Origin of the sequence: Pedobacter chinensis (assembly GCF_003339865.1) — a bacterium.
In the GTDB taxonomy this organism is placed as follows: domain Bacteria; phylum Bacteroidota; class Bacteroidia; order Sphingobacteriales; family Sphingobacteriaceae; genus Pedobacter; species Pedobacter chinensis.
Window position 1 is genome coordinate 469,242 of the sequence record NZ_QPKV01000004.1, and the last position, 24,707, is coordinate 493,948.

General features: G+C 38.6%; 19 protein-coding genes. 11 read left to right on the top strand and 8 right to left on the bottom strand.

Annotated features, from left to right (window positions below; translation table 11 throughout):
* Nucleotides 1-265: 265 nt before the first annotated feature.
* The 9 genes from DU508_RS12350 to DU508_RS12390 are packed head-to-tail and all read left to right on the top strand — an operon-like array spanning nucleotide 266 to nucleotide 10,632.
* Nucleotides 266-1,558: an MFS transporter gene (locus DU508_RS12350; RefSeq protein WP_233509504.1), complete on the top strand. Its 1,293-nt coding sequence runs from the start codon at nucleotides 266-268 to the stop codon at nucleotides 1,556-1,558.
* A 23-nt stretch (nucleotides 1,559-1,581) separates the two neighbouring features.
* Entirely contained in the window at nucleotides 1,582-2,559 is a 978-nt protein-coding gene (locus DU508_RS12355) for a 2-hydroxyacid dehydrogenase (protein ID WP_115403112.1), read from the top strand.
* A 5-nt stretch (nucleotides 2,560-2,564) separates the two neighbouring features.
* Nucleotides 2,565-4,019 carry an FGGY-family carbohydrate kinase gene (locus DU508_RS12360; protein ID WP_115403113.1) on the top strand — a complete coding sequence of 485 codons (1,455 nt, stop codon included), beginning with the start codon at nucleotides 2,565-2,567 and terminating at the stop codon, nucleotides 4,017-4,019.
* Nucleotides 4,019-5,470 carry an FGGY-family carbohydrate kinase gene (locus DU508_RS12365; protein ID WP_115403114.1) on the top strand — a complete coding sequence of 484 codons (1,452 nt, stop codon included), beginning with the start codon at nucleotides 4,019-4,021 and terminating at the stop codon, nucleotides 5,468-5,470. The genes DU508_RS12360 and DU508_RS12365 overlap by 1 nt, the downstream gene beginning before the upstream one ends.
* On the top strand, nucleotides 5,463-6,062 hold the full coding sequence (locus tag DU508_RS12370) for a histidine phosphatase family protein (RefSeq protein WP_115403115.1): 600 nt from the start codon (nucleotides 5,463-5,465) through the stop codon (nucleotides 6,060-6,062). Before DU508_RS12365 ends, DU508_RS12370 begins: the two co-directional genes overlap by 8 nt.
* A gap of 7 nt (nucleotides 6,063-6,069) precedes the next feature.
* Nucleotides 6,070-7,017, top strand: a complete 948-nt coding sequence (locus tag DU508_RS12375) for a glycerophosphodiester phosphodiesterase family protein (RefSeq protein WP_115403116.1) — start codon at nucleotides 6,070-6,072, stop codon at nucleotides 7,015-7,017.
* Between the two features lie 17 nt (nucleotides 7,018-7,034).
* Nucleotides 7,035-8,285, top strand: coding sequence for an MFS transporter (locus tag DU508_RS12380; protein WP_115403117.1), 1,251 nt, complete (start codon nucleotides 7,035-7,037; stop codon nucleotides 8,283-8,285).
* 15 nt (nucleotides 8,286-8,300) lie between these two features.
* Nucleotides 8,301-9,698, top strand: a complete 1,398-nt coding sequence (locus DU508_RS12385) for an FAD-dependent oxidoreductase (RefSeq protein ID WP_115403118.1) — start codon at nucleotides 8,301-8,303, stop codon at nucleotides 9,696-9,698.
* 4 nt (nucleotides 9,699-9,702) lie between these two features.
* Complete coding sequence (locus DU508_RS12390; RefSeq protein WP_115403119.1) at nucleotides 9,703-10,632, top strand: endonuclease/exonuclease/phosphatase family protein; 930 nt, start codon at nucleotides 9,703-9,705, stop codon at nucleotides 10,630-10,632.
* Between the two features lies 1 nt (nucleotide 10,633).
* Here DU508_RS12390 and DU508_RS12395 read toward each other — a convergent pair whose 3' ends face one another.
* Nucleotides 10,634-11,401: a DeoR/GlpR family DNA-binding transcription regulator gene (locus DU508_RS12395; RefSeq protein ID WP_115403346.1), complete on the bottom strand. Its 768-nt coding sequence runs from the start codon at nucleotides 11,399-11,401 to the stop codon at nucleotides 10,634-10,636.
* 202 nt (nucleotides 11,402-11,603) lie between these two features.
* On the opposite strand from DU508_RS12395, the gene DU508_RS12400 reads away from it, so the two are divergent.
* A complete protein-coding gene (locus tag DU508_RS12400; protein ID WP_115403120.1) occupies nucleotides 11,604-14,981 on the top strand; it encodes a DEAD/DEAH box helicase in 3,378 nt (1,125 codons plus the stop codon).
* 315 nt (nucleotides 14,982-15,296) lie between these two features.
* Here DU508_RS12400 and DU508_RS12405 read toward each other — a convergent pair whose 3' ends face one another.
* A complete protein-coding gene (locus DU508_RS12405; protein WP_115403121.1) occupies nucleotides 15,297-16,100 on the bottom strand; it encodes an SDR family oxidoreductase in 804 nt (267 codons plus the stop codon).
* A 34-nt stretch (nucleotides 16,101-16,134) separates the two neighbouring features.
* Nucleotides 16,135-16,716 (bottom strand): thymidine kinase, encoded by a 582-nt coding sequence (locus tag DU508_RS12410; protein ID WP_115403347.1) that lies wholly within the window; start codon nucleotides 16,714-16,716, stop codon nucleotides 16,135-16,137.
* A 122-nt stretch (nucleotides 16,717-16,838) separates the two neighbouring features.
* Between DU508_RS12410 and DU508_RS12415 the strand changes: the two genes are divergently transcribed.
* Entirely contained in the window at nucleotides 16,839-18,011 is a 1,173-nt protein-coding gene (locus DU508_RS12415) for a hypothetical protein (protein WP_115403122.1), read from the top strand.
* A gap of 660 nt (nucleotides 18,012-18,671) precedes the next feature.
* Here the strand turns inward: DU508_RS12415 and rodA are convergent.
* The 5 genes from rodA to DU508_RS12440 all read right to left on the bottom strand — a co-directional run bounded on the left by rodA (nucleotide 18,672) and on the right by DU508_RS12440 (nucleotide 24,399).
* Nucleotides 18,672-19,937, bottom strand: a complete 1,266-nt coding sequence (gene rodA, locus DU508_RS12420) for a rod shape-determining protein RodA (protein WP_199562700.1) — start codon at nucleotides 19,935-19,937, stop codon at nucleotides 18,672-18,674.
* A 1-nt stretch (nucleotide 19,938) separates the two neighbouring features.
* Complete coding sequence (mrdA, locus tag DU508_RS12425; protein WP_115403124.1) at nucleotides 19,939-21,939, bottom strand: penicillin-binding protein 2; 2,001 nt, start codon at nucleotides 21,937-21,939, stop codon at nucleotides 19,939-19,941.
* Entirely contained in the window at nucleotides 21,939-22,454 is a 516-nt protein-coding gene (locus DU508_RS12430) for a rod shape-determining protein MreD (RefSeq protein ID WP_115403125.1), read from the bottom strand. Before DU508_RS12430 ends, mrdA begins: the two co-directional genes overlap by 1 nt.
* A complete protein-coding gene (gene mreC, locus DU508_RS12435; RefSeq protein ID WP_115403126.1) occupies nucleotides 22,447-23,286 on the bottom strand; it encodes a rod shape-determining protein MreC in 840 nt (279 codons plus the stop codon). The genes DU508_RS12430 and mreC overlap by 8 nt, the downstream gene beginning before the upstream one ends.
* A gap of 90 nt (nucleotides 23,287-23,376) precedes the next feature.
* The gene (locus DU508_RS12440; RefSeq protein WP_010601761.1) at nucleotides 23,377-24,399 is read right to left on the bottom strand and encodes a rod shape-determining protein; all 1,023 of its coding nucleotides are present in this window, start codon (nucleotides 24,397-24,399) and stop codon (nucleotides 23,377-23,379) included.
* Nucleotides 24,400-24,707 lie beyond the last annotated feature (308 nt).

Here is a 24,707-nt window from a genome sequence, read left to right on the forward strand (position 1 = left end):
AGGTCTTCGCGATGCTCAGAATGACAAGTATATTCGGGCTTTGTCCGAAAATATTTACTTATCGGTTGATGTCCCTACAAACGAAATAAAGTATCTTCATCACATTTTTGTTTCATATTATTTCTTTTTTACTTTTATTTTGTTTTATAAACTTTAATTTGCTTAATTTGATAAAAGGTTTTTAAACCAAGCCGATTGTATTTAAACTTCTTTGAAGCTAGCCTTGATATCGAAGTATTAACTAAAGTAACCCTTTACTAACCAAATGATGAGTACACAAATTAATTCGCAAAATTCACTGCTTGATCGAGTAGGAATACCAAAAAATCTCGCCTGGGGTTATCTCGGCATTCTAATTTTTATGATGGGTGATGGGTTGGAAGGAAGCTGGTTAAGTCCTTATTTGATAGGCCGCGGAATGACCATCCAACAATCCGCATCGCTATTTACAGCTTATGGCGTTACCATTGCGATTTCGTCCTGGTTTTCGGGTGTGCTTGTAGAAAGCTATGGTCCGAAGAAAACAATGTTGATGGGTTTAATCCTTTATATTTTGGGCACAGCAGGATTCGTAGGATATGGTGTTCCTCAATTGGATTATATCATCATGTTATTTACCTATGCCATCAGAGGATTTGGATATCCGTTTTTTGCATATTCATTTTTGGTTTGGATCACATATAGAAGTCCACAGAAAAAACTGGGCACAGCTGTAGGCTGGTTCTGGTTCGTTTTTACGGGTGGTTTAAATGTTTTTGGAGCCTACTATTCAAGTTGGGCCATTCAAAATCTGGGCTATTTAAATACGCTCTGGAGCTCTATATTTTGGGTGCTGGTTGGTGCATTTTTTGCCCTGGTGCTAATTAAAGATAAATTCAAATCAGACTCAAATGCCACGAAAACCAATAAATCAGAAGAATTGATGAAGGGACTAACCGTAGTGGTCGAAGAACCAAAGGTTCTGCTGGGCGGAATTGTCAGGATCATTAACACAACTGCGCAATTTGCATTTCCGGTTTTTCTTCCAACATATATGGCTACTCATGGTTTTAGCACAACAGAGTGGGTACAAATCTGGGGAACAATTTTTATCGCCAATATTGCTTTCAACTTAATCTTTGGCTTTGTTGGCGATAAACTGGGATGGCGGAATACCATTATGTGGTTCGGAGGTTTTGGCTGCGCCATCACTACACTATTATTCTTTTATTCCCCGGTAATTTTCGGCAGTAACTTTTGGGCGATTATGCTTTGCGGCGTATTATGGGGAGCGCTTTTAGCAGGCTATGTACCATTATCTGCTTTAGTGCCATCACTGGTTAAAAAAGATAAAGGAGCAGCAATGGCTATCTTAAATCTGGGTGCCGGATTAGCCGTTTTTGTTGGTCCGCTCATTGTTTGGATGTTTATTGGCGCCATAGGAAACGAGGGTGTGGTTTGGATTTTGGCAGGATTATATTTTTTAAGTGCTGTGTTGACCAGATTTATTACGCTGCCGGATAATGCCAAAACAGCTCATGTGAGTGAACCTGAAATACAAGCCATACCAGTAAATTAATAAAATAATAACACGATATATAGATGAGGATTTTAGTTACCGCTCCGTATAATGATCAGGGAAGAGACATACTGGAGAAAAATTTTGGAAAAGTTATTTACAAAACCTGGAAAGATCAGGGCAGATCTTTTAATGAAGAAGAATTGATTAATTTACTTGCTGAAACCCGTGCTGATGCTTTAATTACAGAGCATGATCATGTAACGGAGAAAGTGATTGAAACCTTTCCTGATCTTCAATTTATTGGTGTTTGCAGGGGTACTCCCTCAAATGTTGCTGTTAAAACTGCAGAAAAACATGGAATACCAGTGTTTCATACTCCGGCAAGGAACGCTCAGGCTGTTGCTGAAATGTTTGTGGCCAATGTGATTAATATTCTCCGAATGACTATTCCAAGCTGGCAATGGCTTACTGGCGAAAACTGGGAAGCAGGGGCGCATACCTCTTACCTTCAATTTAAAGGCAACGAGTTGGCAAATAAAACAATAGGGATGGTTGGTTTTGGTGCTGTTGGACAACGCATAGCCGAGATTTTAAAATGTTTTCCTTGTAATATTCAGTTCTACGATCCATTTTTAGATGAGTATGACCCAAATTATCATAAAACTACCCTCGAGGATATTTTCGAAACCAGCGACATTGTATCAATACATTTACCTGTAAATAGCCATACAGTTGGAATGATTAACAGTAATTTAATATCCAGAATGAAACCAGAGGCTATTTTTGTAAACACGGCGAGAGCAAGTGTGGTAGATCGTGATGCTTTGCTATATGCCATTCAAAATGATAAGATAAGAGGGGCTGTGCTTGATGTTTTTGATCATGAACCACCTGATGAAAAGGATTATCAGCTGATTCATTCGCCGAAAGTTTTGGCCACTCCTCATACTGCGGGAGCAACGCATGAAGTAGAAGATCATCATGTAAACATCCTTAACGCCAAATTATTAAGTTGGTTGAAGGAAGGTAAATTAGTAGATAATAAGGTTAAAAGTTAAATCTGATGGCTGTAAAAGAAGAAGTTTATTTGGTTGTTGATATTGGCACAGGCAACGTTCGCGTTGCCCTCGCCAAACCAACTGGCGAAATTATCAGTATCGAAAGAGAAAACTTAATTTACCACAAAGATAATCACTACCCTGAGGCATTGTATTTTGAACCCAATGTACTTTGGGAACAGGTTCATCGGTTAGCTCAAAAGATTTTATCAAACCAAGAAAGATATGAGGTAGTCGCGATCACAGCAACCAGTCAGCGTGAGGGAATTGTTCTGGTCGATCAGGCAGGAAAAGCATTGATCGGGCTTCCTAACATCGATCATCGGGGACGGGAATGGGAAAATATGATTAAAGATAAATCAGCAGTTTATGATTTAACCGGTCGTTATCCAACTTCGCTGTTTTCTGCACTAAAAGTTATAGGCATTAAAAATAAGAGAGCAGAAATTTGGAATGAATATAAAACTTTCATGAGCATTAGCGATTGGGTTGAATTTATGTTTTCAGGCATATTACATTATGAACACTCTCAGGCATCAGAAACATTACTTTATGATGTAGCAGCAAAAAAATGGTCATTATCATTGTGTTCAATATTCGATTTGAAGCCGGAAAGTTTACCAACGCTTATGGATTCAGGAACGGTGCTTGGTAAAATCAAAAATGATGTTGCAGCGTTTTTCAATATCTCCGATCAGGCTGTGGTTATTGTTGGTGGTGCAGATACGCAACTGGCCGTTAGAAGTACACAACCTGCAGAAGATGATGTAGTAATCGTATCAGGAACAACGACACCAATTATAAAGGTTACCAAAGAATATGAACTGGATGATCAGCAACGAACCTGGACAGGAAGACATATAGACGAGGATAGCTTTATGCTCGAGGCGAACGCGGGGGTAACGGGCTTGAATTATCAGCGTTTAAAAGAAGTTTTTTATCCAAATGAAGACTACGATGTAATTGAAGAGGAGTTGAATGCATTGGAGTGTTATCAATGCGTTGCATCACTGGGATCGTTATTAGCGGATGAAAAAACGCCGCTTACCCGTGGTGGATTTTTATTTGATGCTCCGGTTTCGCATCAGCTAACCCGTGGTAGTTTTGTATGGGCAACGCTTTGGGATATTGCCTGTAGTATAAAAGGCAATTACGACAGCCTTTGTGAAGTGAGTGCACATCAGTACGATTACATTTGGGCTTGTGGAGGCGGTGTACAGAGTAAAACCCTGAGGCAATTCATCGCTAATCTTTTAGGAAAGAAAATTATTATTTGCGATAGCTATCGCCAGTCTTCGGTGGTTGGTGGTGTTTTCATTTGCAATGATGCCTTAGGAAAAACACAGCCTCAAAGAGAAATCATGGAAACCATTTACCCGGAAAAATCAACTCATGATGAAGTAAATTTTGCAGAGTGGAAAAAGACCCGTTCATCTTTCAGAGATTTGTTAAGTAACTAATGGAAGCGTATTTTTTAGGAATCGATATCGGTACACAGGGAGCCAGAGTGGTTTTACTTTCCAATCAGGGCAATTTGATCAGTGAGGTGGAAGAAGTATTCCCCATCAGCGATTCATCAAGAGAAGAGCAATCTCCAGAGGCATGGTGGCATTCTTGTCTGGCCTCTTTAAAAAAGCTTCTGGCCGAAAACACAATTGATAAAAATAAAATTTTAGCTATATCCGTCACTTCTACATCCGGAACCGTTATTCCGTTGGATGGAAATAATCAGCCTTTGCACAACGCTATAATGTATAGTGATAAAAGATCTGCCCCTCAGGGAGAAATCTGTACAGCTGCGGCTTTAAAATTTCATAATAAAGGATACACCACTTTTAATTCATCAAGTGGTTTGGCAAAAATGCTTTGGTTTATTCAAAATTATCCTGAAAAGGCCGAAAAAATTGCTAAATGGGTCCATGCGGCAGATTACATCACAGGTAAATTAAGTAATGAATTTGGTGTAACAGATTATACAAATGCATTTAAATCAGGTTATGATGTTGGTGATGATTACTGGCCGGATTATATTTCTACAAAGTTAGGGATCAAAAAAGAGTGGCTCGCAAGAGTAGTGCCATCAGGAACTGTGATTGGTAAGCTCAACGTTCAGCTGGCTTATGAATTGGGTTTGTCAGAAAAAACAGCTATAACTGCAGGAATAACTGATGGTTGTGCATCGCAAATTGCATCCGGAGCTATGCGGCCGGGAGATTGGAATACAACCATTGGCACTACTATGGTTATTAAAGGTGTAACCAAAAACGAAATTGTCGATCAGCAAGGAAGAATTTATAGCCACCGTCATCCCGCAGGTTATTGGATGCCGGGCGGTGCAAGTAATACCGGTGCAGATTGGGTTTCTGCCAAATTTGAAAATGATTTAAAGCATTTAAATGAAGCTGCTGCAGAACTTATTCCAACCGGAAAAATATCTTATCCATTGATGCAAAAGGGCGAGCGTTTTCCAATCATGGCGCCAAATGCCTATGGTTTTGAAGATGAAAATTTATCAACCGAAGAAAAATTTGCGGCAAGCATGGAAGGCGTGGCTTATCTCGAGCGGTACGCTTTTGAACTGATCAGTCATCTTTCGGGAGAAAAAATTAACACAGTTTATACCGCTGGTGGGGGAAGTAAAAGTGATGTTTGGTTAAAAATCAGAGCAAATGTAATGCGTTGTCCGATAATCAAAATGAAATACGTATCCGGAGCTGTTGGAGCCGCAATTTTAGCAGCATCGGCGGTATATTTTGATGATATTATTGAAGCCGTAAAAAAACTTACCATTGTAGAAAAAAAGTTTTTACCTGAAGCATGGCTGGCAGATCAATACGATATTCACTATCGTGAATTTATGGAAGAATTAGTGAAAAAAGATTTTATCAAACAGGAAGAAATTTATGCTTAGGGTATATTTATTAAGACACGGAGAAACTGCCTACAATGCCGATGGGAACCGTTATTGCGGCAGAACTGACATAGAATTAACAGCAAAAGGCTTGCGCCAGGCAAAGTTTGTATTTGAACAGCTTCGCAATGCCAAAATCGATGCGGTGTACTCATCGCCATTGTTGAGGGCAAAAAGAACTGCCGAAATAGCTTCTGGTGAAAAAGAAGTAATGGTGGATGAGCGTTTGATTGAGGTTGATTTTGGTGATTGGGAAGGCAAAACAAAAGAAGAATTTGTCGTAGAAAATGCTTCCCTGTGGGACAACTGGATGAATGCACCTGAAAATAACAGGGCGGGCGGAACGGGTGAATCGGCAACCGAAATTGTGGCAAGAGTGAGTAGCTTTTTCGATGAGATGATAACCAGGCATGAAAATCAAACCATAATGGTTGTTGGTCACAATGGCATTAACAGGATTTTTATGGCAAGCAAATTAGGGATGCCGCTCAAAAATTACCGTCAGCTTGCCCAGCAAAACTCCTCATTAACAGAAATTGAATTTGATGAGAATGGCGTGATGACTTTAAAACTTTTGAACAGTAAAATTTAATATTCTTATGAAAATCACTTTAAAAGCAATCATCCTTAGCCAGTTTTTTTTGGCTTGTTGTGTAGTCGCATTTGGTCAAACCAGTATAAATACCCTTAAAATTAAAGATGTAAACCAATTAAGAGAATTTTTTAAATATACAGGGAAAAACACACCCATTATCAGTGGGCATAGGGGTGGAACAGTGAAAGGTTTTCCTGAAAATTGCATCGCTACTTTCGAAAATACCTTGAAATATACACCAGCATTTTTTGAGATCGATCCCAGATTGACAAAAGATAGTGTGGTGGTTTTAATGCATGATGCAACGCTTGAACGAACGACCAATGGAACCGGAAAGGTATCTGATTATACCTATGCCGAACTTCAGCAATTCAGGTTAAAAGATCCTGAAGGAAATGTGACCGCATATAAAATCCCAACCTTAAAAGAAGTGATTGATTGGAGCGCAGGGAAAACCGTGGTTAATTTAGATCGTAAAGACGTGCCCCTGGAAATGCAGGAGAAAATATTAAGTGAAAATCCAAATAAGGTAATTATGATTACTGTTCACGATGCTAAACACGCTAAGTTTTATTACGATAAAAATCCGGATCGTATGTTCTCGGCTTTTGTGAAAACCAAAAAAGCATTATTGGAGTACGAGGCTGCAGGTATTCCATGGAAAAGCATGATCGCCTATATTGGCCCGACAAACAAACCGGAAAACAAAGTACTTTATGATATGCTCCATGCCCGTGGTGTGATGTGCATGATTTCTGCTGCACCTACTTACGATCAACTTCCGGAAGCTGAGGAAAGAGCCAAAAATTACAGAGAAACATTTGAACAAGGTGCAGATATTTTAGAATCTGATTTACCAATTGAAGTTGCCACCGCCATAAAATCTCTTATTCCTAAAAATAATCCAAAAGCAAAATTTATAGGTAAGCTAAATCTCGCCAAAACAAAATAGCAGATTATAATCAAAGCATGGCATCAAGATCAATCAAACCTGAAAGTAGGCGTTGGTTTATCATTTCGGTGATATTCTTAGCCATTGTTTTTAATTATTTCGATCGGCAGATTGTATCGATATTAAAGCCCGTTATTAAAAAAGAGTTTCAATTGGGTGATGATGGCTATGCTTTTATTCTGAATATCTTTACCATCTGTTATGCACTGATGTATCCGGTAACGGGATGGCTGGTTGATCGTTTTGGCGCCAAACTGACTATGTTTTTTGGGATCATTGGCTGGTCAGTTGCCTGTATCGGTGGCGGTATTTCGCGTACTGTTGGCCAGTTTACTTTTTTCCGTGGCATGTTAGGCATGGCAGAACCAACCAATTTTCCCGCTCAATTAAGAGTGGTTACCATTTGGTTTCCGGGAAAATTAAGAGCAACCGCTAATAGTCTTTGTGTTGCCGGAAGCTCCATCGGAGCTATTATTGCTCCACCACTGGTGGCCTGGCTGGCTTTAACTTATAACTGGCATACTGTTTTTATAGTTGCCGGTATGGTGGGTCTGATCATTGCAGGACTTTGGTTTTTCGTTTATCGCGAACCACCAGCTCACATTTTAGCCGAATCAACCGGAAGCTCTTCCATTAAAGAGGATGCAGGTTTTAAATGGTCGCAGTTGTGGACTACAAAAAGTTTATGGGGCGTTTTATTAATCCGTTTTGTAACAGATCCGGTTTGGTATTTCTGTTTGTTTTGGCTCCCAGGTTATCTTCAGGAACAATCAGGATTAACATTAAAAGAAATGGGGTTTTACGGATGGATTCCATTTCTGGTTGCAGATTTGGGCGCCATTGGAACTTCAGCCTGGTCTGATTATATGGTTAGAAAGGGTAAAAAACCATTAAAAGCAAGAAAAATCATGTTGAGCTGCGTAGCTATTCTGGCTCCATTTTGCATCCTGACACCTTATTTGCCGGGTGCATTTTCAACGCTGTTGATTTTCAGTACCGTGGCAATTGCCTGTTTAAGCTGGTTGTTTACCATCAGTGTTGTGGTTGCCGAAGCTTTTCCAACCAGAAATGTAGCAAGCGTTTTGGGCATTGCCGGTGGTTTTGGGGCTTGTGGTGCGGTATTGTTCAATTATTTTGTTGGCCAGTTAATGGGGAAAATAGATGCTGAGCGAATTTTTATAGTGATGGCATTTCTACATCCTATTGGTGTGATCGTTTTATGGACAATGATCCGGACTGAGAAGCCAAAAATGATATTGGAAAATTGATCTGATAATTTAAATATGGATAATAAGATTTTAACAGTTACTGAACCTGCAAAAGAACTCCTGGTTCGGGCAAGCGTAGATGTTTTAGTGGTGGGCGGTGGACCTTCAGGACTTATTGCAGCACAAGCAGCAGCTGATGATGGCTTAAAAGTGATGCTGATAGAAAGCAGAAGCTTTGTGGGCGGTAATATGACGATCGGACTGCCAATACTCGGCTTTTTAGGTCAAAAAGGTAATCAGATTATTAAAGGCCTTCCTCAAAAATTTATTGATAAATTAAAAGAAAAAAATGCTTCAAGCGAGCATCGGCCATGCCCTTTGCACATGAGCCTTACACTGGTTGAACCAGAGGCTGTAAAAAATGTTGGCTTGGAAATGCTTTTAGAAAGTGGAGTGGAAGTTTTGCTTTATGCTTTTTGTGTGGGGGTGATTAGAGAAGAAAATCATCTCAAAGGAATTATTATAGAAAGTAAATCTGGACGTGAAGTGATTTTGGCCAAAACCATTATCGATTGTACCGGAGATGCAGATGTGGCTTTTAGGGCCGGCGTAGAATGCGAGCAAGGAAACGAACAAGGTGGAGTTCAGCCACCAACGCTAATGTTTTGTTTGGCTGGCGTTGATACTGAAAAATTGCGTTTGAGCATTTCAGAAGAGCCAAGAACGTATCTTACCGATTTTATTCCTAACGAATATTTTGGTCAAAACAACCAATTCATTGTGGTTGGATTACGCTCATTAATTCAGAAAGCGCAAGAAGACGGGTTAAAATTACCCACAGAGCGGACCATTGTAATCACTGGTTTGAGAACAGGAGAAGTTTGGGTAAATATGACCAGGGTTAACGGTGTAGATGGAACAGATCCGGCCAGTCTTTCTTTTGGTGAAGCTGAAGGACGCAGGCAAATTCATGATATTGAAAAATACCTGATTAACTATGTTCCAGGGTTTGAAAACGCATATTTCGCTAAAATGGCACCTTTTATCGGAATTAGGGAAACCAGGCGAATTGTGGGTAAATATGTAATGACGGCACAAGATATTTTAAGTTGTGGAAGATTTGATGATGCAGTTGCCGTGGCAAGTTACCCTTTAGATCTTCATCATCCGCAGGGTGGTGGCTGTACTTTGGAATGGTGTGGCGATTGTTACGATATTCCGTATCGCTCACTTATCCCTGAGCAGATTGAAAACCTGATTGTTGCCGGAAGATGTATCTCTACAACACATGAGGCCATGTCGGCCATTAGAGTGATGGCGCCTTGTATGGCCATGGGTGAGGCCGCTGGCAGAGCAGCAAAATTATCTGTTCGAAACAATGTTTTACCTTCTCAATTGGATGTAAATCTTTTACGTAAAGAGCTAATTGAAAAAGGCGCATATTTAAATTCACTGGAACTGGCTCAATCATAAAAATATGTCTGAATTTTCAAGAAGAAATTTTGTCAAAAGCCTTGGGCTGGTATTTTCTACAACAATATTGGGAACGCAGACTCAGGCCATTTCGCGGTTTTCAGAAACGCAAAGGTTTGAAAATAATCATCGGATTTTAGGCTGCAATATTCGTGTGGCTCTGCCTGAAGATGATGCGTTAGGCCGTGGCTGGAAAGCGAGAAAGGATATTTGTATCAAAATTATAAAAGCACAAAAACCCGATATAATCGGTTTGCAGGAAGTTTTGAGGGTACAGGCAGAAGATATTCAAAAAGCCATGCCCGATTATTTCTCTTTCGGTTTTGATGGACCTGAAATGGATGTAAACAAAGAAACATACAACGGAATTGCTAAAAACCTGGTTGTTTTTTCAAAGAAACGGTATGCAATGGTTTCAGCTGGTTGTTATTGGTTGTCGGAAACGCCCGAAATAGGTGGAAGTTTAGCCTGGGATACCGCCCGTGCAAGACATGTGAATTGGGTACGGTTACTGGATAAAAAATCAGGTAAGGAATTTAGGGTCATGGCTACACATCTGGATCATAAATCGCAGGAAGCCAGAAATAAACAAGGTGAAATGATTATAAAAGAAAGCAGCCAATATCAAAAAGATTTTCCTCAGTTGCTAATTGGAGATTTCAACGTTGATGCTAAAAACCCGGTTTTCAAAATTATTACTGATGGCGGTTGGAATGAAAGTTATTTAACCGTTCACGGTAACCAAGAACCCGGAGCTACTTTTCATAACTTTTTAGGGAACGAGTATATCAAAACAAATGCCACAGGAAAAATAGACTTTATTTTTACCCGCGGTCAAATTCAGGTTCAATCAGCAAACATCATTAAAGATCAAATCAATGGAATTTATCCAAGCGATCATTACTTTGTAAGTACCGACATTAGCCTTATTTAAGCTAAACAGCAACGATTACTTTAACGCCTTTTTCTTCTATTTGATTAATAACAGATTCTGAAACTCCGCTATCGGTAATGATGTAGTGAACCTGCTCAAAGCCACAAATTTTTCCTAAGCCACGTTTATCAAACTTAGTGCTATCGGCCATAATGACTACAGTTTGAGCGGTTTCAATCATTTTTTGATTTAATGTAGCTTCAGATAAATTGGTAATTGAAAAGCCAAAGTCTAAATCAATTCCATCAACACCAAGAAACAATACTCCACAAGATATTTCACTTAACACACGTTCTGCATAAGAACCTGCAACTGAAGATGAATTTGAGCGAATTAAGCCGCCTAACTGCAATACCTCAATGTTTGGGCGTGAACTTAATTCCAGGCCAACCTTAAGCGCAGGCGTAATCACTGTTAAATGTTGGTTAGGATATAAACATCTGGCCAATTCAAATACAGTTGTGCCCGAACCAATACTAATCGAATCATTTTTTTCTATTAAAGAGAGCGCAGCTTTTGCAATCTTTTGTTTTTCATCCGAATTAATGAATGCCTTTTCGTTTATGGTGCGCTCATTGGCATAAGGATTATTAATGGAACCTCCGCCACGGGTTCTGAACAAAAGGTTTTTGTCTTCTAAAAGTTTTAAGTCCTTTCTAATCGTAACACCCGAAACCTCCATTAAATCGGTCAGTTCCAATATGCTCACTTTTCCATCTTCTTTTAATTTCTTGAGTATAAATTCGTGTCTGTCGGTAATGTTTTTCATAGAAAAAATATCTGGTTTTGAGGTTAATTCATTAACTGTTAAACAAACATAATTTAAAATTAGATGATTCAAAATTATATTTAGTTAAATTACCTTTCAATGTGTTTATATTAATTTAACTTTAAGGGCTCTGAAGGTGTTAGTAAAATCATAAAATTTCATTAATCTATATCCGTATTGAAATGTATTTTTATACGCGTAAATGAGTGAAAAAAATAAAAATAATCAGTTGTCAGAATTAAATCCATACGATTATATTTTAGAGGATTTTAACCTGAAAAATCTGAATGCCATTTTTATTCTTAAACATTTAAATCAGCAAATTCATACTGAAAGTAAAGGTTTTTTCAATGTTTTTCCTGAGCAGATTGAAATAGATTTTGGAGCTTTTAGTCATCATGAATCTGATATGCCTTTTCCCATTGTTCAGATTCAGCAGAATGAAAATTCAGTGAAACTTTCTTGCAGATGTACCACTCCTAAAAACAAACTTTGTGAACATCAGGCTCAGGTTTTATACAATGTTTTGCAGCGACAGGATTTGTTGATCTTTTTTGATGAAAACCTTCGAAAACAGCGACTTTCCAAAATAGCTTTAGATTATGGTTTAGAAAAAGAACCAAACCTTGATTTACTTTTCAATTTGGTTTATGTAAAAGGAGCTATAGAAATTAAGCCTAAAATAGATGCCCTCCAGCCATTTAATAAAGAAGCGCAGCAGCAGTTGCAGCAGATTTTATTGCCTGCAAAAACCAATAAAAATTTTAAAAATGATGTTAGTAAACTGATTTTGGTTTTAGGCCAGCATCGATATTATAATAATTTAACGATAGAACTTTTTGAGGCCGAAAAAACCAAAAGCGGAAAGGTTAAAAATCCTTTAAAAGGTATAAATTCTGCTGAGTTGATTTTTAAAGCTGAAGAAAGTGAAGTGTTAAAATTCTACAGCGGTGTGGCTGCCTTTCATCAAAATTACAATACTGAGCCAACTGAAACCGAAATTGATGCATTAAAAGCAATTGTTAAAAATCCTTTGGGCATTCCGGTTTATTTGCAAGATATCAGGCAGTCTTCTTCCATTCAAGCATCAACTATTACTGCGGTAGATGTTCAAACATTAGATGTCGATTTGCGCTTAACAGTAAACCAGAAGGATGAATTCTATGAAATTACCGGTCGATTAATCATCGAAGGAAAATCTTATGAGCTTGACCAATTGTTGCTTGTTCATCAATATTTCATTCAGCTTAAAGATCAACTTTATCTCATAACCCGTTTGGATTTGCTGCGGGTCATTGGTTTTTTCAAGAAGCAAAGTAACCGGTTAATTCTGCATCAATCAAAATATCCCGAATTTCAGAAAACCATACTGATCCCATTGGAAGGTAGCATTCATGTTGATTATTCTTACCTGAAACCCGCTACGAAAAGTCAGATTGAAGAAAAAGGTTTCGACCTGGAAAACGAGCAATTGATTTACCTTTCAGAATCAGAAGATTATATATTAATTACTCCGGTAATGCGGTATGGCAATTTAGAGATTCCGGTGCTGTCCAAAAAACAAATTCAGGCACAGGACAAATTAGAGAATATATTTACCGTTTATCGTGATGAAAAAGCCGAATTACAGTTTATTGGAAATGTGTTAAAACAGCATCCCTTTTTTTATGAACAGGAAACCAATGATTCATATTACCTCCATCGCAAAAGATTTTTAGAAGAAGCCTGGTTTTTAGATGCATTTGAAACCTGGCGAAACAAAGGCATTCATATTTTAGGTTTCAACCAGCTGAAAAACAATAAGCTTAGTGAGTACAAAGCGCACATTAATATTGAGGTGTTGAGTGGCACAGATTGGTTTGAAACAAAGGTTGAAGTAAAGTTTGGCAAGCAGCGGGTAGCACTAAAGCATCTTCATAAATCAATCAGAAACAAGAGTAAATTTGTTACACTTGATGATGGCACACAAGGCATTTTACCTCATGAATGGATTGAAAAATTTGCTGACTACTTTAATGCGGGAGAGGTTACTGAAGATGCTATTTTAACTCCAAAAATTAAGTTTGCCACCATTAATGAGCTTTACGAGGATGCCGTGTTGGATGGCGAAGTTAAAAATGAGTTAACGTTATATAAGCAGAAATTTGAAGGAACAAATTCTATCCGGGAAGTTGAAGTACCGAAAACGTTGCGGGCAACTTTGCGGCATTACCAGAAAGATGGCTTAAACTGGCTTAATTTTTTAGATGATTTTAACTTTGGCTCCTGCCTGGCAGATGACATGGGGCTTGGTAAAACCATTCAGATTCTGGCTTTTATTTTATCACAAAGAGAAAAAGTTTCACATCGTACCAATCTTGTTGTGGTTCCGGCATCGCTGATTTTTAATTGGAAAGCTGAAGTAGCGAAATTTGCTCCATCCATAAAGGTAAAAACGATTTATGGTAATGAAAGAGTTAAGACAACGGATAGCTTTGATGATTACGAGATCATTTTAACCTCTTACGGAACGCTGCTTTCTGATATCCGCTTCCTGAAAGATTATCGTTTCAATTATATTTTTCTGGATGAATCGCAACACATCAAAAACCCGGAATCGCAGCGATATAAAGCTGTTCGGATGTTGCAATCCAGAAACAAAGTGGTAATGACCGGAACGCCGATTGAGAATAATACTTTTGATTTATACGGACAATTGTCTTTCGCCTGTCCGGGTTTGTTTGGAAGCAAACAACAATTTGCCGATTTGTATTCAACACCGATTGATCAATTTAAAGATCGAAAAAGAAGTGAAGAACTTCAGCGAAAAATCAGACCATTTATTCTGCGCAGAACCAAAGAGCAGGTGGCTAAAGAACTTCCGGATAAAACGGAGATTATTCTTTATTGTGAAATGGGAGAGGAGCAACGTGAAGTTTACGAGGCCAATAAAAAAGAGATTCAGGATTTTATTTTAAATAAAACAGAGGATGAACTTCCGAAAAGTTCGATGCATGTTTTAAAAAGCATCACTCAATTAAGACAGATCTGCAATTCGGCGGCTTTACTGGCTGATGGAAAATCGTATCTCCAGGCTTCATCAAAAATTGAAGTATTGCTGGAGCAGATAGAAAGTAAAGCGCCTAAACACAAGATTCTGGTTTTTTCTCAGTTTGTAACCATGCTCGATCTTATTAAAAAACAGCTTGAAAAACGCGGGATCAGGTATGCGTATTTAACCGGTCAAACTAAAAACAGGGCAGAAACGGTTCAGTCATTTCAAGAGAATGATGATATTCCTGTTTTTCTGATCAGTTTGAAAGCAGGCGGAACAGGGCTGAATTTAACACAAGCTGATTATGTTTATCTGGTTGATCCCTGGTGGAATCCAGCAGTGGAAAATCAGGCCATTGATCGTGCCTATCGGATTGGGCAGCATAAAAATGTAATGGCGGTCAGATTAATTTGTCCTGATACGATAGAAGAGAAAATTATGAAGCTGCAAGCCACAAAAAAAGATTTGGTTAAAAATTTAATCCAAACTGATGGTGGGTTTTTTAAGGGTTTGAACAAAAAAGAATTGCTGGGATTGTTGAGTTAACCAACATAAAATATCACACAGTAATGAGATGGGGAAAACTAAAACGATCGTTATTGCAAGTAGGCCCTTCAGCCGACGAAGCAATCTTACTTTTATGCCGTAACCTCCTTATGGATTTATTATCATGAAGGAGATTGCCGCAGTCGTTACCGATGAGGGATAGGAGAACTCCTTCGCAATGATGATTTTACTTGTATGGTGGATTTCAAATCCACAGTACTTAAGGACGAGATTATAAATCTCGACCAGCTGTATATCAAAATTCTACTCTAATACAAGACCTATGAAGGTATGTCAACCTCATTCAGGTTATAATCAAATCCCAACCTGAAACGCATAACCCAAAAAAGCCGGTACATTTAAACTCTCTATAACTTTCCATTCTTTTTTCTCCTCAATAAAAACAGGTTCATCCAGGCCAGATGCTTTCGCGGCTGCGGTATATAAATTTTTTCTTGCCGGATGATTAGGCGAACAAGCATTGTAAATCCTACCGAAGGCTTTTTTCTCCAAAAGCTTGCAAGCAATGCCAACGGCATCTGTTTGATGAATTAAATTTACTGGTGCCAGACCATTCGGAACATCAGTTTTACCAGCAAAAAATCTTCCGGGGTTTCGGTTTGGACCAATCAATCCCGCGAAACGGATGATGGTGTAATCGGACGGAAAATAATCTTTTAAAAGCAACTCAGCATTCAATATCACTTTGCCCGAATCGGTATCAGGATGCGTTTCACTATCTTCATTAACCACTGTATTTCCATCATTGTAAACACTGGTTGAGCTGATTAAAACAATTTTGCCAGATTTTTTGGCAGCAGTTAAAATCGCCTTTATCTTATTGTGATAATGGTTTAATTCAGCTGAATTTCTTTTAGGAGGGATACAGATAAAAAGTACATCCGTTTCAAAAAAAACCGGATCAGCAGCAATTTCATCAGCTGTAAAATTAACCAAGAATGGTTTTATCTTTTCTTCAGCAAGCAGGGTTAATTTTTCTGGTGTTGTGGTTGAGCCTTTAACTTCATAGCCAAGTTCAATTAGCTTCTTTGCAAAAGCAAATCCAAACCAACCGCAACCTAAAATGGATACTGTTTTAATTTCAAGAGATGAAGCCATACGCTAACGAACTAATGACCAATGAACCAATAAATCATCCCTTTCCAACATTGTAGCAAGCTCTGCAACGCGGTTCATAGCTTTCCTTTTCGCCAAGTAAAACCGTGTTTTCATCGGCAACGGTTCTATAGCTGTAAAGTGCAGGATTTCCGCAACAAACGCAAACCGCATTCACTTTGGTAACATGTTCGGCAATGGCCATCAAAGCAGGCATCGGCCCGAATGGTTTACCTGTAAAATCCATATCCAAGCCTGCCACAATCACACGGATGCCTTTCAAAGCAAGTTTGTTGCAAACATCAGGAAGCTCATCATCAAAAAACTGCGCTTCATCAATGCCTACCACCTGGGTATTGGCGCCTAAAAGCAAAATTGCCGAAGCGCTGTCAACTGGTGTGGAATTAATGGAGTTTAAATCATGAGAAACAACGGCAGTTTCATGGTAACGGGTATCGGTTCGGGGTTTAAAAATCTCTACATTTAACTTAGCAATCTGAGCTCTTTTCAGTCTGCGGATCAGTTCTTCCGTTTTGCCCGAAAACATGGAACCACATACCACTTCAATACTTCCTGAAAATTCGCCCCTTCTTCTAAAATTTTGTTCACTAAATAACATGCCCGATTGTTTATGCCCTGATGTGTTGTCTATAATTTTTAACCGAACAAATATCATAATTATGTGTTATTTTTGAACACATAGTTACCAACATAAATCGATCAAAAAATCGTTATAACTTCATGATGAACCAACAAGATATCTTCAAAAAAGTAGGCAATATTTTAACAGAATTAAATGAGCAGTATCAGTTTCTTGCTCAAAATCCACAACAGTTAAATGATTTGGAACTGGAACTTTTTCTGGCCAATGCAGATTTTCTTGCAGATCATGTGCGGATTGTACAAAAACTGAATGCAAGCATTACGCAAAAAGAACTTCCAAAACCTGATGTATCCGTTCAGAATGAACCTGTAAACATTGCTGATGAATTAAATGTTGCAAAAAGCTACAAAGAAGAGGAAGAATATTTTGATCCGGAGGAGCTTGCTGAAGTGGCAGCAGCAGAGGAGGAAGAAGAACGAGTGGATGTAAAACAGCAGCAGGAAGTATTGGATGATGAAAAGATTCATGAAGAAACTGCTGAGAAAATTCTGAATAAAGATTTTTTCAAGCCAGATCATGATGATCATACTTTCGAGTTTGTGTTGGGTAATCACAGTGCCGATGATCAGTTTGATTATGAAGCTAAACCTGTGGAGGAAATTTTCGACAGACCTTTAAGCAAGGATGAGGAGGAAATATTAGCGCAAAAGAAAAGGATTCAAGAGCAAGATGAATTACCTGCCGAAGATGAACCAGTGTTGGCTGAAGAAGATGAGATTGGTCCGGAGCCGTTTTTGATCTCAAAAGAAGAAGAGGCAAAAAATATTCAACCAAAAGCAGAAGAAATTTCGTTAGAAGCACCTGCCCCGGCAAAACCAATCGAAGCATTAAGAGATGTAGAGATGGATGAGCCGATTATCTCTCCTCCGGTAATTGAAGAAAAGCCTGTTTTTATCCCCGAGGCCATTCCTGTAAAACCTCCTGTTCAACCTATATCTTCAAAACCTGCTCCGAGTTTAAATGATTTACTGGCAAAAACTCATGCCAAAACTGATGAACCGGTAAAAGCACCAATTGCTGATTTAAAACAAGGCATTAGCTTGAATGAAAAACTACTTTTCATCAAAGATCTTTTCAAAGGATACAATCTGGCATATTCTGAAGCAATTGATATTGTAAATAAAATGAACAGCTTTGAAGCAGCCGATAGCTTTTTGCAAAGCAATTATGCTGTTAAAAATGATTGGGCAAGTAAACAGGCAACGGTAGATCAGTTTTACGAATTGCTGAACAGAAGATTTAGCAAATAATTATTGATTTTGAGTGGTGGATTTCAAATCCACAGTGACGTAGTCGAGATTGCAAATCCCGACTAACGTAAGGTCAAGCAGGATGAAATGGCCAGGCATAATATTTAAACACCATATATGAACCGTTAAGCATGATGTATAACAAACACCGTACAAGAACGGTCGTCATCCTGAACTTGTTTCAGTACCTTAATAGCATGAACACATAGCATGAAAGATGCTGAATCAAGTTCAGCATGAAGTGATGGTTAGGCACCATGCATAATAAAACACCATACATGAACGGTCGTCATTCTGAACTTGTTTCAGGACCTTAATAGCATGAACACATAGCATGAAAGATGCTGAATCAAGTTCAGCATGACGTGATGGTTAGGCACGATGCATAATAACACACCGTACAAGAACGGTCGTCATCCTGAACTTGTTTCAGGACCTTAATAGCATGAACACATAGCATGAAAGATGCTGAATCAGGTTCTGCAAGATGTGATGATTAGACATGATGCATAATACCATACATAGAACGGTCGTCATCCTGAACTTGTTTTAGGACCTTAACGGCATGAACACATAGCAGGAAAGATGCTGAAACAAGTTCAGCAAGACGAAATGGTTAGGCACGATGCATAATAAAACACCATGTATGAACGCTGGCTTCTAAAAGAATCCCATTCTATTCGAATCCAATTTCAAAAAGATGAAAAGAAGAATGGTAAAGCTCCACAGTGATGAACCACCGTAGCTGATCAATGGTAATGGGATTCCGATCACAGGAATAATTCCGATGGTCATCCCGATATTAATGAATACGTGGAAGAAAAGGATACAAGCCACACAGTAACCGTAAACCCTGGAGAAGGTAGATCGCTGTCTTTCTGCTAAGTTGATTAACCTGAGCAATAGAAAAATATACAAACCAATTACAACTGAACAGCCTAAAAAGCCCCACTCTTCGCCAATGGTAGAGAAGATGAAATCGGTGCTTTGTTCAGGCACATAACCATATTTGGTTTGCGTTCCTTCTAAAAATCCCCGTCCGGTTGCTTGTCCTGAACCTATAGCAATCTGCGATTGAATTACATTGTAACCCGCACCCCGATTATCTGTTTTAAGGCCAAGCATTAGCTCAATTCTACTGCGCTGATGCGGTGCTAAGACTTTTTCATAGGCAACCTTAATTAAAAAAAGATAACCAATAGCAAATGCCGTAACCAAAATCGTGGAGAAAATAATCTTTTGTTTCCTCCTGTTTGTGTAAATGAACAACGCAGCAATGGAGACGATAATGATAATCAGTATATAGGTTGGTACTAAAAAATCGGCCACAAATAAAACAATCATTCCTAGAAATATCAGGAGAAAGTAACCTGACAATCCTTCCCGGTATAATGGAAACATAAATGACAAAAATACTAATGCCGAACCGGTATCTGGTTGCAGCATAATTAGTACCAACGGTGCTCCAACAATCAATGCTGCAATCAGAATCGATTTAAGATCTCTAAATTTCGGATTGAATGTACCAACGTATCTGGCCAGTAAAAGTGCTGTGCCAAACTTGGCAAATTCGGCGGGTTGCAATTTAAAAGATCCTATGGAAATCCATGCCTGATTTCCGGCTACCTTATTCCCAATGACGAGCACGGCCAGCAACAGCACCAATGTGCCCCCATAAATAAAAGGAGAGAAGACATTGAAAAGCCTTCCATCAAATAACAGAATGGATAAGCCTAAAATTAATCCCGTAATAATATAGATCAGTTGCTTCCCGTAACTACTGGTAAAATCGAATACACCTGCTTTATCAGGATTATAAATGGATGCATAGATATTGGTAAAACCAATGGCACAAAGGGCAATGTAGATTAAAACAGTAATCCAATCCACATTAAAAAAGAAACGGTTTCCCTGTTGCTGCTGCATTTTATTTATTGCTTACAGGTTTATCATCAATTATGGCTTTAAATTCTCTCGGTTTGATCGCAACGGTTTGTTTAATCGTTGCCGATTTTATTCTCAAACTATCTTTTGCCCGCTTGGCAGAATCAATTTTTTTAATCGATAAACTATCTGTTTTAGTTAATTTTATTCCTTTGGTTTTATCTTTGAGCACTGGTAGAAGGTTTTGATTTTTCATCCATTCTACCTGCGAGGCTCTCGCACCACTTATGTTTCCTTTTAAATATTTTTCGATCATGTAACTGGCAATTGGTGCAGCATACGTACTTCCGTAGCCAGCATTTTCAACGATAACGGCTATAGCGATTTTTGGATTATCGCGTGGGGCGAAACCGATAAATACAGAGTGATTTTTGCCATGAGGATTTTGTACTGTTCCGGTTTTTCCGCAAAGCACAACATCTGGAATCCGGGATAAAATGGCTGTTCCCCAGCTTGTGTTTACACAATCCTGCATGCCATCAATTACAGGCTCAAAATATTTTGCATCAACACCAACATAGTTTTTCTCTACGTATTCCTTTTTAATCTTATCGCCCATCGCTCTGATTAAATGAGGCTTTATGTAATAACCGCGATTAGCAATAACAGCCATGGCATTTGCAATTTGCAATGGGGTAGCAGTGATCTCTCCCTGGCCAATTGCCTGAGAAATCACAGTGGTGTAGCCCCAACGTTTATTGTAAATTTTATCGTAGTGATCAGAGTTATAGAAATACCCGGCCTTTTCAAAAGGTAAATCAATATCCAATGTTTGCCCGAATCCAAATTTTGCAATTTTATCACGCCAGTCCTGATAAGTTTGACGTTGATTCTTCATGCCGTTTCTGGTGATCAGTTTTTGAAAAACATAACAGAAATAAGTGTTGCACGATCTGGCAATGCCTCGGCGCATGCTAATGTTTCCATCAACGTGCTCACATTTTACTTTATGGTTTCCTGCCATGTAATAGCCAGGGCAGTTAAAAGTGGTGTTTACATCGATTACCCCTTCCTGTAAACCAAGCAGCGCATCAATAGGTTTAAATGACGATCCCGGAGGATACCTGCCTTGAATTGGACGAACCATTGAGGGTTTGTATGGATTACCGATTAAGCTCATGTAATTATTCCCCTGGCTTCTGCCCACCAGTAAATTCGGATCATAACCGGGGCTGCTCACGAAAGCCAATACCTCACCACTTGATGGTTCGATTGCAACAATGGCTCCCACCTTGTTGTTCATTAACTCCTCACCAAGTTTCTGAATTCGCATGTCAATCCCAGAGATTAACCGCTCTCCTGAAACAGCATTAATATCGTATTTCCCATCAGCATAACTTCCCTGAGGCGTATTATGCGCATCATATACGGTGTTTATAACCCCTTTTTCTCCCCGTAGAATCTCTTCATAAGATCTTTCAATACCACTTTTGCCTTTGTAGTCGCCGGGTCTGTAAAAACCTTCTGATTTTGCGATGTCTGCACTATCCACCTCTTTAACATATCCAAATAATTGCCCGCCAACGCTGTCAGGATAATGCCTGATGGTTCTATCCTGCGTTCTGAAACCCGGAAAGCGATAAAGCATTTCCTGCAAACGGGCATAACTTTGAACGGAGATTTGCTTAAGAAAAGGTGTAGATTGATAAGTGGATTTTCCCCGTGCTTTCTTTAGGTTTTTCCTAACCTCATCTACCGTGATATCCAAAGCTTTTGCCAGTGCCAAAGTGTCAAATGGTTTAACCTCATTTGGCGTTACCATTAAATCATAAACAGGTTCATTTTGCACAATAACCTTCATGTGGCGATCTAAAATAGCACCGCGTGCCGGATATTTATAAATCTTGCGCAAAACATTACTTTCTGCCGAAACGAAAGCAGCATCACTAATAATCTGGATATAAAATAACTTCCCCAGTAAAATAAGGGCAATTACAATGAATAATCCTTGAACGATATATTTTCGGTTAAATAATTGATCCATTAGCGGGATGTTCTTCTATAGAATATAAACTCTACCAATAAAATAATAAGCAGTGTAAAGATACAACTTAAGCCGCATCTCATTAAGGTATAACCAATTTCAGTTAACCTGAATGTTTCTAAAAAGAACAGCACCAAATGATGTGCAATCACGCAAAGAAAAGCATAAAGAGAAAACCATTGGAAACCCATATAGCTTAACGAAGGTTCAGGGTCATCAATTGCGTCGCGGTTTAAACTTATGGAAATAAAAGATATTCTAACAAACGCTAAAACTACACAGGCTGTGGCATGAACGCCCATGGTATCGTAAAATGCATCAAGGGTTAAACCGGTTCCAAATGCCAATGCGTACAACAAAATATTTGGAATGCCAAAAGGAAGCAATAAGAGAAAAAGCACATAAATGAAGGGAGTGGAAAGATCATAAAAGCCCATGTTTTTGAGCAGGAATACCTGAACAAAAAGCAGTAAAAACCACCTGATCACATTTACAATTACTATTCTACTATTCATTTGGCTTAATTAGGCTTTCTAAAGCTTTTTGCTCATCAGCTGTTTTATCTTTTACCACGTAAACATATTGCAACGTACCAAAATCGGTAAATAAATTCAATTCTCCTGATAGAAAATTATCATTGGTAGCCACATTAGGCTTGATGATTTTGCCTACCAAAATGCCAGCTGGGAAAGAGCCAAAACCCGAGGTAACCACTGTATCACCAACATACATTTTAATATGGTTGGGTACTTCCTTAATAAGGGCTTTTTTGATATCGAAATTACCATCTCCCCAAACTAAAGAGCCTAAAGCATTATTTTTCTTTAGTGTAACGCTGATTCTGGTGTCTTTATGTAAAAGCGACTGTATGGTTGCCAAATGTTCAGAAACATCGCGGATAAAACCAACAACACCCCGTTGCGGAGCAATTACTGCCATACCGTTTTTGATTCCATCCAGGCTACCCTTGTTAATTGTCATGACGTTATTGCGTAGCGTGATTGAATTTTTAACCACTTTAGCGGCCAGATAGGTGTATTGTTGATTGGTAAAAGTATCAATTACCTTAACATCTTTTGAAGTATCGGCTGTGGTTAAGCCCAGTAATTGTGTTTTTAACTTTGCATTCTCAGCGGCCAGACTATCATTTACCATTCCCAGGTTCAAATATCTTTTAAGCACATTCAGCCTTTCATAAGCAGTGCCTACAATTTCATTTGATGAATTTAAGGTTACGCTACGTTGATAGGCATTGTTTTTCACAGTCAGATAAATCCCGATCGTAAAAAAGATAATAAACAAGAAAAATGCGTTGTATCTGCTGATGAAAATCCAAAGGTTACGCATTTGAGTATTGAGTTGGGAGTTAATCAGTTAACAATTTTCAGTTTTCGGTGAGTTCGCCCCAAACTGAAAATTGTTAACTGTAAACTGATGTTATTGCATTAAGAATTTATAACCGCCAATATTTTTAAGGGCGATACCAGTTCCACGAACTACCGCACGAAGTGGATCTTCAGCCACGTGAACAGGTAATTTAGTTTTGGCCGCAACACGCTTATCTAAACCTCTTAATAACGCACCACCGCCAGTTAAATAAATACCCGTTTGGTAAATATCTGCAGAGAGCTCCGGAGGTGTAATCTCTAATGCTTTTAAAATTGCCTCTTCTATTTTCGAAATCGATTTATCTAAACAGTGTGCAATTTCAGTATAGGAAACCGTGATCTGTTTTGGAACTCCGGTCATTAAATCACGGCCTTGAACAGCGAAATCAGCAGGCGCATCCTGTAACTCAGGTAAAGCAGCGCCAACTTCAATTTTAATTTTCTCAGCAGTTCTGTCTCCAATCATAATGTTGTGCTGGCGGCGGATGTAGTTCACGATATCAGAGTCGAAATTATCTCCCGCAACACGGATAGATTGATCACAAACAATACCTGATAATGCGATAACCGCAATTTCAGTGGTACCACCACCGATATCGATAATCATATTACCCATTGGTTCTTCTACATCAATTCCAATACCTACAGCAGCAGCCATTGGTTCGTGAATTAGGTAAACTTCCTTTGCTCCGGCAATTTCCGCTGAATCGCGTACTGCACGTTTCTCTACCTCAGTAATACCCGATGGAATACAAATCACCATCCGTAAAGATGGAAACATCCAGCCTTTACCACCATTAAGCATACGGATCATCCCTTTAATCATTGCTTCAGCAGCATTGAAATCGGCAATCACACCATCTTTTAAAGGGCGAACGGTTTTAATATTATCATGGGTTTTACCCTCCATTTGCATCGCCTGACGACCTATAGCGATAACTTTGTTTGTAGTACGATCAAAAGCAACGATAGATGGTTCATCTACAACCACTTTGTCGTTATGTATAATCAGGGTATTCGCAGTGCCTAAATCGATGGCCACTTCTTGCGTAAACCAGTTAAATAATCCCATGTATAAGGTAAGTTTTCTTTATTTTATCAAATCTATACTATTCCTAATGTAAAAATAGCTTTTTTATTGTTTTAAGTTTTATTTTCTTTGTTCCTAAAATTGTTTTTAAGACAATTAAAATGATTAGAAAATAAAAACTGTAATTCTTAGGTTAAATCAGTCCTGCTATTTGTTTTAATATTTTTGCAGGCACTTTTATTATAAGGCTATCGTTATTGCGAGGTACGAAGCAATCTTAATGTGATAAAACCTTTGTTATAAGATTGCTTAGTACCTTGCAATGACGGCAAGGGGTTAAACCTTCTGTC

What these genes read in the sequence shown, in the direction of transcription:
- DU508_RS12350 (WP_233509504.1), top strand. Translation starts at nt 266, where the DNA reads ATGATGAGTACACAAATTAATTCGCAAAATTCACTGCTTGATCGAGTA.
- DU508_RS12355 (WP_115403112.1), top strand. Translation starts at nt 1,582, where the DNA reads ATGAGGATTTTAGTTACCGCTCCGTATAATGATCAGGGAAGAGACATA.
- DU508_RS12360 (WP_115403113.1), top strand. Translation starts at nt 2,565, where the DNA reads ATGGCTGTAAAAGAAGAAGTTTATTTGGTTGTTGATATTGGCACAGGC.
- DU508_RS12365 (WP_115403114.1), top strand. Translation starts at nt 4,019, where the DNA reads ATGGAAGCGTATTTTTTAGGAATCGATATCGGTACACAGGGAGCCAGA.
- DU508_RS12370 (WP_115403115.1), top strand. Translation starts at nt 5,463, where the DNA reads ATGCTTAGGGTATATTTATTAAGACACGGAGAAACTGCCTACAATGCC.
- DU508_RS12375 (WP_115403116.1), top strand. Translation starts at nt 6,070, where the DNA reads ATGAAAATCACTTTAAAAGCAATCATCCTTAGCCAGTTTTTTTTGGCT.
- DU508_RS12380 (WP_115403117.1), top strand. Translation starts at nt 7,035, where the DNA reads ATGGCATCAAGATCAATCAAACCTGAAAGTAGGCGTTGGTTTATCATT.
- DU508_RS12385 (WP_115403118.1), top strand. Translation starts at nt 8,301, where the DNA reads ATGGATAATAAGATTTTAACAGTTACTGAACCTGCAAAAGAACTCCTG.
- DU508_RS12390 (WP_115403119.1), top strand. Translation starts at nt 9,703, where the DNA reads ATGTCTGAATTTTCAAGAAGAAATTTTGTCAAAAGCCTTGGGCTGGTA.
- DU508_RS12395 (WP_115403346.1), bottom strand. Translation starts at nt 11,401, where the DNA reads ATGAAAAACATTACCGACAGACACGAATTTATACTCAAGAAATTAAAA.
- DU508_RS12400 (WP_115403120.1), top strand. Translation starts at nt 11,604, where the DNA reads ATGAGTGAAAAAAATAAAAATAATCAGTTGTCAGAATTAAATCCATAC.
- DU508_RS12405 (WP_115403121.1), bottom strand. Translation starts at nt 16,100, where the DNA reads ATGGCTTCATCTCTTGAAATTAAAACAGTATCCATTTTAGGTTGCGGT.
- DU508_RS12410 (WP_115403347.1), bottom strand. Translation starts at nt 16,716, where the DNA reads ATGTTATTTAGTGAACAAAATTTTAGAAGAAGGGGCGAATTTTCAGGA.
- DU508_RS12415 (WP_115403122.1), top strand. Translation starts at nt 16,839, where the DNA reads ATGATGAACCAACAAGATATCTTCAAAAAAGTAGGCAATATTTTAACA.
- rodA (WP_199562700.1), bottom strand. Translation starts at nt 19,937, where the DNA reads ATGCAGCAGCAACAGGGAAACCGTTTCTTTTTTAATGTGGATTGGATT.
- mrdA (WP_115403124.1), bottom strand. Translation starts at nt 21,939, where the DNA reads ATGGATCAATTATTTAACCGAAAATATATCGTTCAAGGATTATTCATT.
- DU508_RS12430 (WP_115403125.1), bottom strand. Translation starts at nt 22,454, where the DNA reads ATGAATAGTAGAATAGTAATTGTAAATGTGATCAGGTGGTTTTTACTG.
- mreC (WP_115403126.1), bottom strand. Translation starts at nt 23,286, where the DNA reads ATGCGTAACCTTTGGATTTTCATCAGCAGATACAACGCATTTTTCTTG.
- DU508_RS12440 (WP_010601761.1), bottom strand. Translation starts at nt 24,399, where the DNA reads ATGGGATTATTTAACTGGTTTACGCAAGAAGTGGCCATCGATTTAGGC.